Origin of the sequence: Microbacterium sp. DWRC1-3 (genome assembly GCF_049896645.1) — a bacterium.
In the GTDB taxonomy this organism is placed as follows: domain Bacteria; phylum Actinomycetota; class Actinomycetes; order Actinomycetales; family Microbacteriaceae; genus Microbacterium; species Microbacterium maritypicum.
The window spans coordinates 657,685-674,397 of the sequence record NZ_JAFCUS010000001.1; the positions used below are offsets into that span (position 1 = coordinate 657,685).

General features: G+C 67.2%; 18 protein-coding genes. 9 read left to right on the plus strand and 9 right to left on the minus strand.

Features of this window, described 5'->3' with window-relative positions; all coding sequences use genetic code 11:
* Window positions 1-16 precede the first annotated feature (16 nt).
* Window positions 17-799, plus strand: coding sequence for a type I methionyl aminopeptidase (gene map / locus ACP699_RS03185; RefSeq protein WP_055868518.1), 783 nt, complete (start codon window positions 17-19; stop codon window positions 797-799).
* 27 nt (window positions 800-826) lie between these two features.
* Here the strand turns inward: map and ACP699_RS03190 are convergent, their stop codons facing one another.
* Window positions 827-1,558, minus strand: coding sequence for a class I SAM-dependent methyltransferase (locus ACP699_RS03190; RefSeq protein WP_426169128.1), 732 nt, complete (start codon window positions 1,556-1,558; stop codon window positions 827-829).
* 71 nt (window positions 1,559-1,629) lie between these two features.
* Here ACP699_RS03190 and ACP699_RS03195 point away from each other — a divergent pair, with 71 nt between their 5' ends.
* Complete coding sequence (locus ACP699_RS03195) at window positions 1,630-2,223, plus strand: histidine phosphatase family protein (protein WP_141385989.1); 594 nt, start codon at window positions 1,630-1,632, stop codon at window positions 2,221-2,223.
* A gap of 36 nt (window positions 2,224-2,259) precedes the next feature.
* On the opposite strand, the gene trmD is transcribed toward ACP699_RS03195, so the two are convergent.
* Genes trmD through rpsP form a run of 4 tightly spaced genes read right to left on the minus strand, consistent with a single transcriptional unit; the run spans window position 2,260 to window position 4,265 of the window.
* Window positions 2,260-2,979, minus strand: a complete 720-nt coding sequence (trmD, locus tag ACP699_RS03200; RefSeq protein ID WP_055868531.1) for a tRNA (guanosine(37)-N1)-methyltransferase TrmD — start codon at window positions 2,977-2,979, stop codon at window positions 2,260-2,262.
* Window positions 2,980-2,998: 19 nt separating this feature from the next.
* Window positions 2,999-3,616 carry a ribosome maturation factor RimM gene (gene rimM / locus ACP699_RS03205; protein ID WP_051056604.1) on the minus strand — a complete coding sequence of 206 codons (618 nt, stop codon included), beginning with the start codon at window positions 3,614-3,616 and terminating at the stop codon, window positions 2,999-3,001.
* The gene (locus ACP699_RS03210; RefSeq protein ID WP_017830729.1) at window positions 3,600-3,830 is read right to left on the minus strand and encodes an RNA-binding protein; all 231 of its coding nucleotides are present in this window, start codon (window positions 3,828-3,830) and stop codon (window positions 3,600-3,602) included. The genes rimM and ACP699_RS03210 overlap by 17 nt, the downstream gene beginning before the upstream one ends.
* A gap of 6 nt (window positions 3,831-3,836) precedes the next feature.
* Complete coding sequence (gene rpsP, locus ACP699_RS03215; protein WP_017830730.1) at window positions 3,837-4,265, minus strand: 30S ribosomal protein S16; 429 nt, start codon at window positions 4,263-4,265, stop codon at window positions 3,837-3,839.
* 210 nt (window positions 4,266-4,475) lie between these two features.
* Between rpsP and ACP699_RS03220 the strand changes: the two genes are divergently transcribed.
* Window positions 4,476-5,627 carry a glutamate--cysteine ligase gene (locus ACP699_RS03220; RefSeq protein WP_055869166.1) on the plus strand — a complete coding sequence of 384 codons (1,152 nt, stop codon included), beginning with the start codon at window positions 4,476-4,478 and terminating at the stop codon, window positions 5,625-5,627.
* A gap of 12 nt (window positions 5,628-5,639) precedes the next feature.
* Here the strand turns inward: ACP699_RS03220 and ACP699_RS03225 are convergent, their stop codons facing one another.
* Window positions 5,640-6,611: a sugar-binding transcriptional regulator gene (locus tag ACP699_RS03225; RefSeq protein ID WP_031206185.1), complete on the minus strand. Its 972-nt coding sequence runs from the start codon at window positions 6,609-6,611 to the stop codon at window positions 5,640-5,642.
* Between the two features lie 103 nt (window positions 6,612-6,714).
* Here ACP699_RS03225 and ACP699_RS03230 point away from each other — a divergent pair, with 103 nt between their 5' ends.
* From ACP699_RS03230 to glpK, 3 genes are all read left to right on the plus strand, one after another.
* The gene (locus ACP699_RS03230) at window positions 6,715-8,424 is read left to right on the plus strand and encodes an FAD-dependent oxidoreductase (protein WP_426169136.1); all 1,710 of its coding nucleotides are present in this window, start codon (window positions 6,715-6,717) and stop codon (window positions 8,422-8,424) included.
* A gap of 92 nt (window positions 8,425-8,516) precedes the next feature.
* Window positions 8,517-9,269: an MIP/aquaporin family protein gene (locus tag ACP699_RS03235; RefSeq protein WP_017830734.1), complete on the plus strand. Its 753-nt coding sequence runs from the start codon at window positions 8,517-8,519 to the stop codon at window positions 9,267-9,269.
* A gap of 26 nt (window positions 9,270-9,295) precedes the next feature.
* Window positions 9,296-10,810, plus strand: coding sequence for a glycerol kinase GlpK (gene glpK / locus ACP699_RS03240; protein WP_017830735.1), 1,515 nt, complete (start codon window positions 9,296-9,298; stop codon window positions 10,808-10,810).
* Between the two features lie 6 nt (window positions 10,811-10,816).
* Here glpK and ACP699_RS03245 read toward each other — a convergent pair whose 3' ends face one another.
* A complete protein-coding gene (locus tag ACP699_RS03245; protein WP_055868538.1) occupies window positions 10,817-11,749 on the minus strand; it encodes a LysR family transcriptional regulator in 933 nt (310 codons plus the stop codon).
* A gap of 78 nt (window positions 11,750-11,827) precedes the next feature.
* Here ACP699_RS03245 and ACP699_RS03250 point away from each other — a divergent pair, with 78 nt between their 5' ends.
* The gene (locus tag ACP699_RS03250; protein ID WP_302792472.1) at window positions 11,828-12,742 is read left to right on the plus strand and encodes an EamA family transporter; all 915 of its coding nucleotides are present in this window, start codon (window positions 11,828-11,830) and stop codon (window positions 12,740-12,742) included.
* 6 nt (window positions 12,743-12,748) lie between these two features.
* Here the strand turns inward: ACP699_RS03250 and ffh are convergent, their stop codons facing one another.
* Window positions 12,749-14,314, minus strand: coding sequence for a signal recognition particle protein (gene ffh, locus ACP699_RS03255; protein ID WP_151486304.1), 1,566 nt, complete (start codon window positions 14,312-14,314; stop codon window positions 12,749-12,751).
* Window positions 14,315-14,365: 51 nt separating this feature from the next.
* The gene (locus ACP699_RS03260; protein WP_017830739.1) at window positions 14,366-14,950 is read right to left on the minus strand and encodes a TetR/AcrR family transcriptional regulator; all 585 of its coding nucleotides are present in this window, start codon (window positions 14,948-14,950) and stop codon (window positions 14,366-14,368) included.
* A 99-nt stretch (window positions 14,951-15,049) separates the two neighbouring features.
* On the opposite strand from ACP699_RS03260, the gene lipB reads away from it, so the two are divergent.
* Together lipB and lipA are read left to right on the plus strand one after the other, a co-directional pair.
* Entirely contained in the window at window positions 15,050-15,703 is a 654-nt protein-coding gene (gene lipB, locus ACP699_RS03265) for a lipoyl(octanoyl) transferase LipB (protein WP_055868544.1), read from the plus strand.
* Window positions 15,700-16,689, plus strand: a complete 990-nt coding sequence (gene lipA / locus ACP699_RS03270; RefSeq protein ID WP_055868546.1) for a lipoyl synthase — start codon at window positions 15,700-15,702, stop codon at window positions 16,687-16,689. Before lipB ends, lipA begins: the two co-directional genes overlap by 4 nt.
* Window positions 16,690-16,713 lie beyond the last annotated feature (24 nt).

The following is a 16,713-nucleotide window of genomic DNA, read 5'->3' on the forward strand; positions in this document are numbered from 1 at the left end:
GACGAGAGGACAACCGATGATCGAACTGCGCACCCCTGCCGAGATCGATGAGATGCGCGCAGCAGGACGCTTCGTCGCCGAGACGCTGGCGACGCTGCGCGATGAGACGAAGGTCGGGACGAATCTCCTCTCGATCGATCGCCGCGCACACGACATGATCCGCAAGGCAGGAGCGGAGTCCTGCTACATCGACTACCACCCCTCCTTCGGGGCGAGTCCGTTCGGCAAGGTCATCTGCACCTCGGTCAACGACGCGGTGCTGCACGGGCTCCCCCATGACTACACCCTGCGCGACGGCGACCTCGTCACCCTCGACTTCGCGGTCGCGGTCGACGGCTGGGTCGCCGACTCCGCGGTGTCGTTCGTCGTCGGATCAGCGCGCGAAGAGGACCTCCGGCTCATCGACACCACCGAGCGTGCACTGGCCGCGGCGATCGACTCCGCCACGGTCGGCAACCGCATCGGCGACATCTCCGCAGCCGTCGCCGCTGTCGCGCACGGTGAGGGGTACTCGATCAACACCGACTTCGGTGGACACGGCGTCGGACGCACGATGCACGGAGACCCCCACGTCCCCAACGACGGCCGCGCCGGCCGAGGCTTCCCATTGCGGTCCGGTCTGGTTCTCGCGCTCGAGCCCTGGTTCCTCGCGACGACCGATGAACTCGTCACCGACCCCGATGGATGGACGCTGCGCAGCGCTGACGGCTCCCGCGGAGCGCACTCGGAGCACACCATCGCGATCACGGACGAGGGGCCGATCATCCTGACGGATCGGTCGTTCCTCGGCGTCGACTGAGCTGCGCCACTCCCCTATCCGCAGAACTCAGGCGCGACAGTAGACGTAGATCTCGGTGATGTGCGGAAGGTCGAACAGGTCTCGCTCACGGGTCTGCTCCGACTCGTCGAGCACGGTCTCCATGTCGCCCAGCATGCGGGTGCGCGTCGATTCATCGGCGATGAGAACACTGCTGACGGTCGTCCATCGGCGAAGGTAAAGCTCTCGGGAGATGGGCTCCGTCCAGCGGATCTGGGTTCGTAGAACGGGCTCGAATCCGGGAAGCTCCTCGTCCGCACTGTCGGTCGAGGCGTCGGCGGCGGCGGGATGCGCGATGTGATGGCAGTCCCGGTCCCAGGCGCACTCCGGATCCGCGCGGTTCCACAGCAGCCCGAGTGTTCCTCCGGGGACCAGCACGCGTGAGATCTCGGCACACGCCGGGCCCCGGTCGAACCAATGGAAGGCCTGGGCGACGGTGACCACCTGAACGGACGCATCCACCAGAGGGATGCGCTCGGCGGTGCCGACCAACGCCTCCACTCCGGGGAGCGTGGACCTCAGAACGTCGAGCATCCGCTCCGACGGTTCGACGGCGTAGGTGCGTCGTGCGCGAGCGACGAGCAGTCGGGTGAACTTGCCCGTACCTGCGCCCAGATCCAACGCCGCATCCACGGCGGCCGGCACGATCAGCGTTGCCGCCTCATCGGGAAAGCCGGGACGGTATCGGTCGTAGTCGTCGCCGATGCTCTCGAACGACCGGGCGAGCGCTTGTTCAGGCATGGCTCGACGCTATCAGCGGCGCGTTGCGACACCGCGAGACCGGAAGGGGCGCGGTATGCCATCCTGAGTCCATGATTCCGCAGGATCGTCATGTTCCGGAGCGTCTGCTGCTCGCTCGGCACGGTCAGACGGTGTGGAACGTCGAACATCGCCTGCAGGGTCAGCTCGACTCGCCCCTCACCGACGAGGGCGTGGCACAGTCGCATGCCATCGCGGACCTCCTCGCGGACCGCGGGGTCCTCACCGTATGCTCCAGCCCGCTCGGCAGGGCGATGCAGACCGCGATCATCATCGCAGAGCGGGTCGGAGCGCAGCTGATCGAAGTCCCCGAGCTCGCGGAGCTGGACCACGGGGAGCTGGCGGGCATGACCTGGGACGAAATAGAGGCGGCGTACCCGACGGCGAGAGAAGAGCGGGCCGCGAATCGCTACGGCTGGGCGTTTCCCGGCGGGGAGAGCTATGCGCAGGCCAGGGCACGGGCGCGAAAGGCACTCAGTGCCTGCGGGTGGGCTTCGGAGGGTGCGCCGCTGCTCGTGAGCCACGAGATGATCGGACGGATGCTGCGGGCGGAACTGCGGGGCCTCGACGCATCGAACGCCCTCGGACTCCGGCATCCGCACGGCGTGGTCTTCGAGATCGACGGCGGCTCGGAGCGGATGCTCTGACGCCTTCCGCGTGACGGAATCGGCTCTCGGCTTCGATCAGACAGGGGACGTCTCGTCACCGGGCAGGAGATCGGGACGACGCCGCTTCGTGCGCTCGATCTGCTGCTCGCGGCGCCAGGAGGCGATCGCGCCATGGTTCCCGCTCAGGAGCACATCCGGCACGGAACGCTCTCGCCACGATGCGGGCTTCGTGTACGAGGGGTACTCCAGAAGACCGTCTTCGTGCGACTCTTCGACCAGGCTCTCCGGGTTGCCGACGACCCCGGGGATGAGCCGGCCGATGGCCTCGATCATCGCCATCGTCGCGACCTCTCCCCCGTTGAGGACGTAGTCGCCGAGGCTGATCAGTCGCACCTCGCCCAGGTCCGAGGCGTACTCGAACACCCGCTCGTCGATGCCCTCGTAACGGCCGCAGCCGAAGACGAGGTGCTCCCGGGTCGCCAACGCTCGCGCGGTCTTCTGCGTGAACACCTCACCAGCGGGCGACGGGAAGATGATGGTGGGTCGCTCGGTGGGCGCTCCCTCGGACGACCCGGCGATCTCATCGAGGGCGAGACCCCACGGCTCGGGCTTCATCACCATGCCGGCGCCGCCGCCGTAGGGGGTGTCGTCGACCGTGCGGTGCCGATCCGAGGTCCAGTCCCGAAGATCCCGGACACGGAGGTCGATCAGGCCGGATTCCTGGGCCTTCCCGAGCAGGGAGAGCGTCAGGCCGTCGAAGTAGGACGGGAAGATGGAGAGGACGTCGATGCGCACGGGGGAACCGTATCAGCGCTCACTCGGCCGCTTCGGCGTCCGAGGGCGTCTGCGGCTCCGCGTCCGCAGCATCAGGAAGCTCTTCGAAGAGTCCGGGGGGCGGGGTCACGATGACGCGCCCTGCCTGAACGTCGACCGTCGGGACGATGGCGGAGACGAACGGCACCATGACCTCGTTCTCCCCGGCCTTGACGATGAGGAGGTCCTGCGCGGGAAAGTGCTCCACGCGTACGACCCGGCCGACGACGGTGTCGTCGCGCACGACATCGAGGCCGACGAGCTGGTGGTCGAACCACGCATCGTCCTCGACCTCATCGACGTCCTGGTCGATCCAGAGGATCGCCCTGACGAGGCTGTCTGCGGCGTCGCGATCCTCGACGTCGTCGAAGAAGACGACGGGATTGCCGTTCATGACCCGGTACTCGCGCACCGTGATCTCCTTGCCGTGCCACGGAGATGCCTCTGGCACCTGCAACGTGAAACCGGCACCGGGGACGAATCGTCCCTCAGGGTTGTCGGTGTACAGCTCGAGCTTGAGCCCGCCTTTGAGTCCGTGCGCCTTGACGAGGCGCCCGACACGCAGCTGGTTCTTGCCCTGGTTGCGGTCCTTCGCCACCACGTCAGTCGTCCGCGACATCGACACGGACCCGACGCCCGTCAGCGAGTGCGCTGACGAGGGTGCGAAGGGCCTTCGCGGTGCGGCCGCCGCGCCCGATCACGCGTCCACGGTCATCGGGGTGCACACGCACCTCGAGGAGGTCGCCTCGCGGCGATGTGGACTCGTTGATACGGACATCCTCCGGGTGATCGACGATCCCCTTGACGATGTGTTCGAGCGCGGCGGCGAGCACGACGGATTACTCTGCGTCGGCGGCGGGAGCCGCGTCGGCCTCGGCAGCGGCGGGAGCCTCCTCAGCGGGGGCCTCCACCTTCTTCTCGGCCTTGGGCTTCACGACGGACTTCTTGGCGGCGTCGATCTCGAACGGAACCTTGGGCTCCTTGACCTTGAGCGTGGACTTGGCGTCCTTGTCGCCCTTGAACTTGCCCCAGTCGCCCGTGATCTTGAGGATGGCGGCGACCTGCTCGGTCGGCTGCGCGCCGACGGAGAGCCAGTACTGCGCACGCTCGGAGTCGACCTCGATGAACGAGGGCTCCTCGGTGGGGTGGTACTTGCCGATCTCCTCGATCACGCGACCATCGCGCTTGGTCTTCGAGTCGGCGACGACGATGCGGTAGTACGGCGCACGGATCTTGCCCAGGCGCTTGAGACGAATCTTGACAGCCACGATTCTCCTGAATTGTGTGGAAGGAAACGAACTGGTCGCCTGGAGAGTGGGGTGCACACCCGGCGGAAGCTCAAATGAGTGTGGACACCTGCTGGATAGAGGGTCGAGCAGGTCGTCCGACCCTCTATTCTGCCAGAAGCGCGCGCCAGGCGCGAAACGTGGCGAAACGACCGTTGCCGTGTCGCGCCTCGCCCGTGCCAGACTGTGCGGGTGAAGCTCGAGTTCGCCTCCTCGGCCCGGTCCACCGTCGGCCTCGAATGGGAGATCATGCTCGCGGATCCCGCGACCGGTGATCTCGTCGGACGTGCGCCCGAACTGCTCGCAGCGCTCGAAGCCGAGAGCGCCGATGAGCGCCACACGGTCACGGGCGAACTGCTCACGAACACGATCGAGGTCACGAGCGGCATCGGCGACTCGGTCGCCCATGCGGTCGACGACATCGCGAACGCCATCACCGCGGTGCGTGCGGCGACCGACCCGGCAGGAGTCGAGCTGCTCTCGGCGGGAAGCCACCCATTCGCGCAGTGGTTCGACCAGCAGGTCACCGACAAGTCGCGATACCACACCCTGATAGAGCGCACCCAGTGGTGGGGGCGGAACATGATGATCTGGGGAATCCACGTCCACATCGGCGTCGAGGACCAGCGCAAGGTGTTCCCCATCATCAACGCTCTCGCCGGGTTCCTCCCCCATCTGCAATCACTCGCCGCCTCGAGCCCGTTCTGGGCGGGCGAGCGCACCGGCTACGCCTCCAACCGCGCGCTGGTGTTCCAGCAGCTGCCGACCGCGGGACTCCCGTGGCCCCTGCACGACTGGTCGCAGTACGAGTCATACCTCGACGACATGGTGCGCACCGGCGTGATGGCGGATGCCACCGAGGTGCGCTGGGACATCCGCCCGGCACCTCGCTGGGGGACGATCGAGGTCCGCGCGTGTGACGGACTCTCCACGCTGCCGGAGCTCGCCTCGGTCGCGGCGCTCGTGCAGGTCCTCGTCGAGGACTTCTCACGCCAGCTCGACGAGGGCAAGACCCTTCCGGAGCTTCCCGCCTGGTTCCATCGCGAGAACAAGTGGCGTGCGGCGCGCTACGGGCTGGAGGCGAGGGTGATCGTCGATGCGGCCGGCACCCAGCGCCCTGTGCGCGAGCATCTCGCGGAGACACTCGAAGCCCTCACCCCGACCGCCGTCGAGCTCGGTTGCGGTCGGGAGTTCGGCGGCATCGCCACGATCCTCGACGGCGGGGCGAGCTATGCGCGTCAGCTGGCGGTCGCGGATGCGGCTGGTGGCGAACTCTCGGCGGTGGTACAGCATCTGATCCGCGAGTTCCGCTCAGGACCTGAATCCTCCACGGAGGAGCCGTAGCCGGTGCAGTGATCAGTCCTCGACGAGGCGCCTGGCGAGACCCTCATCCAGGACCACGTCCGTGATAAGTCCCGCGGCCAGGGCCGCACGAAGACTGACCAGCTTCGGTATCCCGGACACGACGCACACGCGACGCGGAACTCGGCGGAGACGGTCCAGACCCGGTCCCGTGGCCCTCGCGTTGACCCGGATGTCCCGCCACGACCCGTCGGAGCGGAAGAACACCGTCGCGACGTCGCCGATCGCGTGATCCTCCCGCAGGCTGCGGTAGTCGTCGCGCCCGAGATATCCGCCGACATAGACCCGGCTCGGTACTTCGGCGGCGGGAGAGCCGAGGCTGAACACCGCGACGTCCATCTTCGCCTGCAGGTCGAGAACACGGCGAGTGCTCCGCTCCCGCCACATCGCCTCACGCGTGGCGGGGTCGTCGAAGAATGCCGGAACCGGGAACTGCTGCACCTGCGCGCCGAAGGCGCTGCCGAACCGCTGCAGGATGTCGCTGGAGTACTCGACTCCCGTCGTCTGGGTGTTGCCGGCGCCGTTGAGCTGCACGAAGGTGGTGTTGTGGGTCTCCTTCTGCGTGAGTCCGCGGCTCACGGCGCTGATGGTCGATCCCCATGCGACGCCGATGACCATGTTCGAGTCGACGAACTGCGACAGCAGACGTCCGGCTGTCAGCGCGACGCGCTCGAGCCGCTCGACCTCGCTGAGGATCTCCGGCATCGGGACGACGTGAGCGGCGACGCGATGCCGATCGCGGATCCTGTGCTCGAGCATGCCCAGACGCTCCAGGGGTGAATTGATCCGGATGTCCACCAGACCGCTCTCCCGCGCGAAGCTCAGAAGACGCGAGACCGAGGACCGCGAGGTGCCGAGCTCCTTCGCGATGACCTCCATCGTCTTGTCCTGCATGTAGTAGAGCTGCGCGGCGGTGAGCGCCGCGATCAGCTTGCTGTCGCGGGATTCCGCACTTGCACCGACCATGACATCCTCCTCCACCCCGATCCTTGCACATATGTGCAGTGGGCTTGCGCGGGATGCCACACAGGTCGATGCTGGTTGGCAAGTAAGGAAGAGAGGGTCGACGATGATCGATTCGACACACTCGTCAGCGGAGCGCGCAGAGATCCGCGCTGTCCGTGAATCCGGACGCACCAGCGTCCTCGTCATCGGTGGTGGGATCAACGGCATCTCCACCTTCCGCGACCTGGCACTCCAGGGCGTCGATGTCGTGCTGGTCGAGCGGGGGGACTTCGCCTCCGGGGCATCCGCCGCGTCGAGCCACATGATCCACGGTGGCATCCGCTACCTCGAGAACGGTGAGTTCCGCCTGGTGCGCGAGTCGGTCGAGGAGCGCAACGGGCTTCTCAAGATCGCCCCGCACTACGTCAAGCCGCTGCGGACGACGATCCCGATCTACTCGACCTTCTCGGGCATCCTCTCCGCTCCCCTGCGGTTCCTGACGCACAAGAGCGGCAAGCCCCAGGAGCGCGGGGCCTTCCTGATCAAGGTGGGCCTGACCATCTACGACACCTTCTCGCGTGACGGCGGGATGGTTCCCCGGCATCGCTTCCTCGGCCGCAAGAAGTCTCTCGCCGAGCTGCCGTCGCTCGACCCGAAGATCAAGTACACGGCGACCTACTACGACGCCTCGATGCACGACCCGGAGCGGCTCGCCCTTGACGTCCTGCAGGACGGGCGCACGGCGCACCCGGGAGCGCATGCCCTCAACTACGTCGAGGCCATCGCCCGTGACGGCGACAAGGTCGTGCTCCGCGACCGCGAGAGCGGCACGGAGTTCACCGTGCAGGCCGACGTGGTCGTGAACGCCTCCGGTCCCTGGACCGACCTGACCAACGATGCGCTGGGCACCGACACCCGCTTCATGGGCGGCACCAAGGGATCGCACATCGTCCTCGATCACCCCGAGCTGCTCGAGGCGACGCAGGGACGCGAGATCTTCTTCGAGCACTCCGACGGGCGCATCGTGCTCATCTACCCGCTCAAGGGGCGCGTCCTGGTCGGCACCACCGACATCGACGCCGACCCTCGCGAGGTCCCCGTGTGCACCGAGGAGGAGGTCGACTACTTCTTCGACCTGATCCACCACGTGTTCCCGACGATTCCCGTGGCGCGTGACCAGATCGTCTACAAGTTCTCCGGCATCCGCCCGCTCCCGCGCCACGAGGACACCGCTCCGGGCTTCGTCTCCCGTGACTACCGCATCGAGGTCGACGACAAGGGCGCCGTCCCTCTCGTCAGCCTGGTCGGCGGCAAGTGGACCACGTTCCGCGCCCTCGGTGAGTCGCTGTCCGACGTCGTGCTCGGTCTCATCGAGCGCACCAGGACCGTCTCCACCGCTGGACGGGCCATCGGCGGCGGTCGCGAATTCCCGCGCACCGAGAAGGCCAAGCGCATCTGGATCCAGGAGAATCTGCCCGGAGCCGGGGCTCGCGCCGATCAGCTTCTCGCCCGCTACGGTACCCGCGCCGCTCAGGTCTGGGAGTATGTCGAGCAGGGCACGGACGCACCGCTCGCCGGCGGCGACCTCTCCACGCGCGAACTCGAGTGGATGGTGCAGAACGAGATGGTGGCACGCCTGGAAGACGTCGTGCTCCGTCGCACCAGCATCGCCTTCACCGGCGGCGCGAACGCAGAGGTCCTCGACGAGATCGCCGACGCCCTCGCGCCGATGCTCGGTTGGGATCGCTCGCGCCACGACGCCGAGCTCGATCAGACACGCCAGTTGCTGAACGAACGACACGGACTCGATATCCCGTCCCGCACCCGCGGCTGACGGGGTCTCGGACTGCCGCCCTCCTCGCGGCGCAACTCCCATAACGTGTCGGGGCAGAGGGGCCTCGACACACAAGAAAGGTCAAAGAAGACATGGCTGATGTGAATCTCGGTCTCTATTTCCTCTCCGAGTTGGTCGGCACAGCGATGCTGGTCCTGCTCGGATGTGGTGTCGTCGCCAACGTCGCCCTCGCCAAGAACAAGGGTTTCGGCGGCGGCTTCCTGATGGTCAACTGGGGATGGGGCCTCGCGGTCTTCGCCGGTGTGCTCGTCTCCGCGTACTCCGGTGCGATCCTCAACCCGGCCGTCGGTATCGGCCTTCTGCTGGCTGGCAAGATCAGCTTCGTCATGTTCCTCACGGCCACGGCCGCGGAGCTCGTCGGAGCGATCCTCGGTGCGATCGTCGTATGGCTCGCGTACAAGCAGCACTTCGATGAGGAGCCGGAGGCCGCCAACAAGCTCGGCGTCTTCTCCACCGGCCCCGCGATCCGTTCCTACGGCTGGAACCTCGTCACCGAGATCATCGGCACCTTCGTTCTCGTTTTCGTGATCTTCGCGTTCGCCGACTACGGCGACATCGAGGTCGGCACGCCCGGAGGCCTCGGACCGCTCACCGCGCTTCCCGTCGCGCTCCTCGTGGTCGCGATCGGTGCCTCCCTCGGTGGTCCGACCGGCTACGCGATCAACCCCGCTCGTGACCTCGGTCCGCGCATCGCTCACGCGATCCTCCCGATCAAGGGCAAGGGCTCCAGCGACTGGTCCTACTCGTGGGTGCCGGTGGTCGGTCCGTTCATCGGTGGTGCACTCGCCGCCGCCGCAGCGCCCGTCCTGCTGCACCTCGCCTGAACGACCTGAATTCAAAGGAGAACACAATGGCTGACTACATCCTCGCCATCGACCAGGGAACGACTTCGAGCCGCGCGATCATCTTCGACAAGAAGGGCAGCATCATCGCGACGGGCCAGAAGGAGCACGAGCAGATCCTGCCGAAGGCCGGCTGGGTCGAGCACGACGCCTCCGAGATCTGGCGCAACGTCCAGGAGGTCATCGGTCTGGCCCTCAGCCGGGCCGACCTCACCCGTCACGACATCGCGGCGGTGGGCATCACCAACCAGCGCGAGACCGCGGTGGTGTGGGACAAGACCACAGGAAAGCCCGCCTACAACGCGATCGTGTGGCAGGACACGCGCACGCAGGACATCGTCGACCGTCTGGCTGCGGACGGTGGAGTCGAACGGTTCAAGCCCGTCGTCGGACTGCCACTCGCGACGTACTTCTCTGGTACCAAGATCGCCTGGATCCTGGAGAACGTCGACGGCGCACGCGAGAAGGCCGAAGCCGGTGACCTGATCTTCGGCACCACCGACAGCTGGGTGCTGTGGAACCTCACGGGCGGTGTCGACGGCGGTGTGCACGTGACCGACGTCACCAACGCCTCGCGGACGATGTTCATGGACCTCGAGACGCTCGAGTGGCGCGACGACATCCTCGAAGCGTTCGGCGTGCCGCGCTCGATGATGCCGGAGATCCGCTCCTCCTCCGAGGTCTACGGTGCCGCGGAGGACTCCTCCCTGCTGCGCGAGACGCCGATCGCCGGCATCCTGGGCGACCAGCAGGCGGCGACCTTCGGTCAGGCGGCGTTCCAGAAGGGCGAGAGCAAGAACACCTACGGCACCGGCTGCTTCCTGATCTTCAACACGGGCGAGGAGATCGTCCACTCGAAGAACGGGCTGCTCACGACCGTCGGCTACAAGCTCGGCGACCAGCCGACGCACTACGCGCTCGAGGGCTCCATCGCGGTCACCGGATCCCTGATTCAGTGGCTGCGCGACCAGCTCGGCATCATCTCGTCGGCCCCCGAGGTCGAGGAGCTGGCCGAGAAGGTCGAGGACAACGGCGGCGTGTACATCGTGCCCGCATTCTCGGGTCTGTTCGCTCCGTACTGGCGTCCGGACGCCCGCGGCGCGATCGTCGGTCTCACCCGCTACGCGAACAAGAACCACATCGCTCGCGCAGCGCTCGAGGCCGTCGCCTTCCAGACGCGTGATGTGCTGGACGCCGTGAACGCGGACGCCGGCGTGGACCTCACCGAGCTCAAGGTCGACGGCGGCATGGTCGCGAACGACGCGCTCATGCAGTTCCAGGCGGATGTCCTCGGTGTTCCGGTCGTTCGGCCGGTCGTCGCCGAGACCACGGCACTCGGTGCGGCCTACGCCGCGGGACTCGCGGTCGGGTTCTGGAACGGTCTGGACGACCTCTCTGCCAACTGGCAGGAGGACAAGCGCTGGGAGCCGTCGATGGAAGAAGCCGAACGCGACCGTCAGCTTCGTCTGTGGCGCAAGGCGATCACGAAGTCGATGGACTGGGTCGACGACGACGTGAAGTAGTCGTCTTCAGTGCGAGGCGGGTTCGGAGTTCATCTCCGGACCCGCCTCGTCGTATGCGGGGGCATCCACGAGGGCATCCACGACCGCGACGAATGCTCGAGCGACCTGACGCGCTGCCGCAGCGTCCCAAGCGAGGTACTCCACGCGCACCGGGCCGCCGTGCACCTGGGCTGTGACCACGTGCGCCGCAGAGCGGGCCACGGTCCCCGGTGCGAGAAGGGTCACTGCCAGGCCCGCCTCGACCAGACCGAGGATGAGGGTCGCTGAATCGGCCTCGAACGCGACGTCACGGCTCAGCCCCGCCGCGAGGAAGGCGCCATCGCTCTGCGCACGGCCGGAGGTGCCGGCCGGGAAGTCGGCGAAGGTCATCCCGGCCAGGTCCGAGAGTTCCACAGCACTCGAGCCGCCCCGTGGATGCCCCGGCGGGAACACCACGACGAGGCGCTCACGAGAGAGCACGCGTGAGGCGACACCTTTCGGCGGCACGCCTTCACGCAGGCCGAGCAGGGCCACGTCGAGTTCGCCGCTGCGGAGCTTCGTCGTGAGGGTGTCGCTGTTGCCGACCTGCAGTTCCACTCGCACCCGAGGATGCGCCGCACGGTACGTGACGAGCAGCGCAGGCACATCGACGGCGGTCACCGTCGGGATCACACCGATCCGGAGTGTGCCCTCCACGACACCGTCGGCGGCGGCAGCGTCCTCCTTCGCCTCCTCCGCGGCTCGAAGCGCGATGCGCGCGTGGGCGACGAACGCCGCCCCGGCTTCACTCAGGCGGACGCTCCGGCTGGATCGGACGAACAATCGACGACCGAGTTCTCGCTCCAGCGATGCGATCTGGTGACTCAACGCCGATTGCGTGACGAAGCACCGCTCGGCCGCTCGAGTGAAGCTCAGAGTGTCGGCGACTTCCACGACATAGCGAAGCTGCTGGAGTTCCATGCTTCCATGATGTGGGTTCATCGATGACGTGACAACCATGCGTTGGACTCATCGACTTGGCGGACGCAGGCTGGAATCATGAACCGCCTGACACTGGTGTTGTCGACCGCCCTCGCCCCCATCGCCTGGGGAACCACCTACCTGGTCACCACGGATCTGCTTCCCGCCGGCCATCCGCTGTTCGCGGGGCTCCTCCGTTCACTCCCCGCGGGGCTGCTCGCCGTCCTCATCAGTCGTCGACTCCCCCACGGCTCCTGGTGGTGGAAGTCTCTCGCACTCGGAGCGCTCAACATCGGCGCCTTCTTCCCGCTGCTCTTCCTCGCCGCCGAGCGACTCCCGGGAGGCGTCGCCGCCGCCGTCGCCGGTGCACAGCCGCTCATCGTCCTGGCGCTCGGGGCCTTGGTGCTGCACGAACGGATCCGACCGCTCACCGCTGCCGCAGCGGCCGTCGGCGCGGGTGGAGTGGCTCTGGTGGTCCTGGGGCCTGCCGCCGAGCTCGACCTCTGGGGAATCCTGGCTGCCCTCGGGGGCGTCACGGCGACGGGTGTCGGGATGATCCTGACCAAGCGCTGGGGCCGTCCCGTCGGGGTGGGCCCCGTGTCCTACGCCGGTTGGCAGCTCAGCGCGGGCGGCCTGTTGCTGCTGCCGCTCACGCTGATCGTCGAGGGCGTGCCGGCGACGATCGACGGCGGTGCAGCCCTCGGATACCTGTGGCTGGCCACTGCCGGGGGGATCATCGCCTACACGCTGTGGTTCCGCGGTGTGCAGCAGCTGCCGGTGATCGCTCCGGGCCTTCTGGCCCTGCTCTCCCCCATCGTCGCGACGGTCCTGGGCGTTCTGATCTCGGGCGAGCGGTTCACGCCGCTGCAGGCGACCGGGTTCGTGCTCACCCTCGGCGCTCTGGTGCTGGGACAGCTCGTCTCGCGGCCGAAGCCACCTCACGCTCGAAGCATGCAGGCGACGGTGTCGCCGTCTCTCACAGCGCCGCGCTGAAAGAGCTCAGCTCTTACCGAAGAGCTTTTGGATCTCCGCGAGGTCCGCCTCACTCGGAGCCTTCGCCGCTCCGCCGCCGAGGCCGAACCCGGAACCGGAACCGGTGGGCGTCGCGGATGACGCGATCCCCGCATTCTCGGCCGCGCGCTTGGCGGGGTTTCCCGAGCGGGAGCCGCCGGAGGACTTGGCCTTCTTGCCGCGCTTGGAAGATGCACCGGGACGCCCCATGCCGGGAACGGCCCCCATACCGGGAATGTTGGGGGTGCCGCCACGAGCAACGGTCTTCATCATCTTCGCGGCCTGCTCGAAGCGCTGCACGAGCTGGTTGACATCGGTGACCGTCATTCCGGATCCGCGTGCGATACGCAGACGGCGTGATCCGTTCAGGACCTTGGGGTTGCGTCGCTCGCCCGGCGTCATGGAGCGGATGATGGCTTCGGTGCGGTCGATCTCACGCTCGTCGAAATCTTCGAGCTGCTGCTTCATCTGCCCCATGCCCGGGAGCATCCCGAGCATCTTCTTCATCGAGCCCATCTTCTTCATCTGCTGAAGCTGGTCGAGGAAGTCCTCGAGCGTGAAGGCCTCGGTCGCGAGCTTCTCGGCCATCTTCATGGCCTCTTCCTCATCGAAGGCCTGCTGCGCCTGCTCGATGAGGGTCAGGATGTCGCCGAGGTCGAGGATGCGGCTCGCCATACGGTCGGGGTGGAACGGCTCGAGGTCTTCGAGACGCTCGCCCGTCGAGGCGAAGATGATCGGGCGGCCGGTGACGGAGGCCACCGAGAGTGCGGCGCCACCGCGGGCGTCGCCGTCGAGCTTCGACAGCACGACTCCGGTGAAGTCGACACCCTCCTGGAACGCCTTGGCGGTGTTCACGGCGTCCTGACCGATCATCGCGTCGATGACGAACAGGACCTCATCCGGGTTCACAGCCTTGCGGATGTCGGCGGCCTGCTTCATGAGCTCGGCATCGACGCCGAGACGGCCGGCGGTGTCGATGATCACGACGTCGTGCTGCTGCCGTCGCGCGTACTCGACGCCGTCACGCGACACCTTCACGGGATCGCCGACGCCGTTGCCCGGCTCCGGTGCGTAGACAGATGCGCCGGCCTGCTCCGCGACGACCTGGAGCTGGGTGACCGCGTTCGGGCGCTGGAGGTCAGCCGCGACGAGCAGCGGCGTGTGCCCCTCACCCTCGAGCTGCTTGGCGAGCTTGCCTGCGAAGGTGGTCTTACCGGAGCCCTGCAGGCCCGCGAGCATGATCACGGTCGGCGCGGTCTTCGCGAACTGCAGACGACGCTGCTCTCCGCCGAGGATCTGCACGAGTTCCTCGTTGACGATCTGCACGACCTGCTGGGCTGGGTTCAGCGCCTTGTTGACCTCGTCGCCGAGGGCGCGTTCGCGCACCTTCGCCGTGAATTCCTTGACGACCACGAGCGCGACGTCGGCGTCGAGCAGCGCGCGTCGGATTTCGCGCACGGTGCCGTCGACGTCGGCCGCGGTGAGCTTTCCCTTCGTGCGCAGATTGCGGAAGGTCTCGGTGAGCCGATCGGAGAGCGTGCCAAATGTAGCCATGGTGCTCTGATTCTACGCGAGCGGAGGCCGGTTGCTCAGCGCCGTGCGGACTCAGGACCAGGGCAGGTCGTGGATCGTCCCCAGCGCTTCCCGGAGGACGGTCTCGGGAGTGCCGCGTCCGGCTCCCTGTTCCGCCCAGACCCGCAAGGATGACAGCACCGCCGCCGCGTGAGCGGCCCCCAGGATATCGGCGCGGATGACATCGACCCCGGCGGCGGACGCCGCACGCGACACCGCCGTGGACAGGCGGGCGAGGCGGAGTCCGGTGTCGCGGACGAGCTCGTCCTCCAACCCCATCGCCCGAGCGTTCCGAAGAGCGAGCGCGAGCGGATCAGGGGCGAAGTCGTGCACCACACGCAGCAGGATGTCGCGAACCTCGTCCCCGGTCGCTGCCCTGTCGAGCCGCTCGAGAGAAGCGATGGCCTGACCGATGCGCTCGTCGACACCCGACCACAGCACGTCGCTCTTCGAAGCGAAGTAGTTGAAGAAGCTGGATCGGCTGACGCCGGCGCGCTGGGTGATGTCAGCGACTGACGTGGCGTCGTATCCGCGTTCGAGGAAGAGCTCGCACGCAGCTTCTGCGAGCGTCTCTCGCGAAGACGCCTTGGGGCGACCGGCCCTGCCAGGGGAACTCATGCCCTCACGCTACCGCGAGGACCACCACGACGACGCCGTCGGCAGTGCGGAGGGGTATTGTTGTTCCCAGTCCATTTACTCAAGGAAAGCGGTTCTGCGATGCTCGAGATCCTCACCCCTGGATTCGCTCCGACGCCCGTACCGTACCTCGACGGATGGGATCTTCAGCGCCGTATCCACGCCGATGTCGTCGGACGTACACGTCCGGACACACTGATCCTCCTCGAGCATGAGGCGGTGTACACCGCGGGAAAGCGGACGGAACCGCAGGAGCGCCCACAGGACGGGACTCCCGTGATCGACGTCGATCGCGGCGGCAAGATCACCTGGCACGGCCCCGGGCAACTCGTGGGATATCCGATCGTCCGCCTCGTCGAGCCCATCGATGTCGTCGCCCATGTGCGTCGGCTCGAGCGCGTGCTCATCGATGTGCTGCGCCCGTTCGGCGTCGACGGCTATCAGGTCGACGGCAGAAGCGGCGTCTGGGTGCGCCGGCCGCTCTCCGAAGACAAGGTCGCAGCGATCGGGGTGCGCGTGCAACAGGGAGTGACGATGCACGGCTTCGCCATCAACTGCGACAACTCGCTGACGGCGTTTCGCGGAATCATCCCGTGCGGGATCACCGACGCCGGGGTCACGACGGTGAGCGAGGTGGTCGGCTCCGCCGTCTCCCCGCTCGACCTCGTCGACGCCGTCACCCGCGCCTTCCTGGCCGAGTACGCGACCACTGAACTGACAGGAGCCACCGCATGACCGCCGCACCCGAGGGGCGCAAGCTCCTGCGCCTGGAGATCCGCAACGCCGAGACGCCGATCGAGCGCAAACCGGAGTGGATCAAGACCAAGGCGAAGATGGGCCCCGAGTACACGGCCCTGCACTCCCTCGTGAAGAGCGAGGATCTGCACACGGTGTGCCAGGAGGCCGGCTGCCCGAACATCTACGAATGCTGGGAGGACCGGGAGGCGACCTTCCTCATCGGCGGTTCTCAGTGCACGCGCCGGTGCGACTTCTGCCAGATCGACACCGGGAAGCCCGCCGACTACGACACCGATGAGCCGCGTCGTGTCGCCGAGAGCGTGGTCCGCATGAACCTGCGCTACGCGACCGTGACGAGCGTGGCGCGCGACGACCTGCCAGACACCGGTGCATGGCTCAACGCCGAGACGGTGCGCAAGATCCACGAGCTCAATCCGAACACCGGGGTCGAGCTGCTCGCCAACGAGCACAACGCCGATCCGGCATTCCTCGGCCAGATCTTCGACGCCCGTCCCGAGGTGTTCGCGCACAACGTCGAGACCGTACCCCGCATCTTCAAGCGCATCCGTCCCGCCTTCCGCTACGAGCGGTCCCTGAACGTGCTCACCCAGGCGCGAGACGCGGGGCTGATCACCAAGTCGAACCTCATCCTCGGGATGGGCGAGGAGCCGGAAGAGGTCGTCCAGGCGCTGAACGACCTGCACGATGCCGGATGCGACATCATCACGATCACGCAGTACCTGCGCCCCTCACCTCGTCATCTCCCGGTCTCGCGGTGGGTGAAGCCCGCGGAGTTCGTCGAGTTCAAGGAGGAGGCGGAGCGTATCGGTTTCCTCGGCGTCCTCGCCGGCCCCCTTGTGCGGTCCTCGTATCGGGCCGGGCGTCTGTGGGCGCAGTCGATGCGGTCGAAGGGCCGCGAGATCCCGGCCCACCTGTCGCACATCGCGGACAGCGCAGACCTCGGTTTCGCCCAGGCCGTCTGACCCGGACGCGCTCCGGGGTGTGGC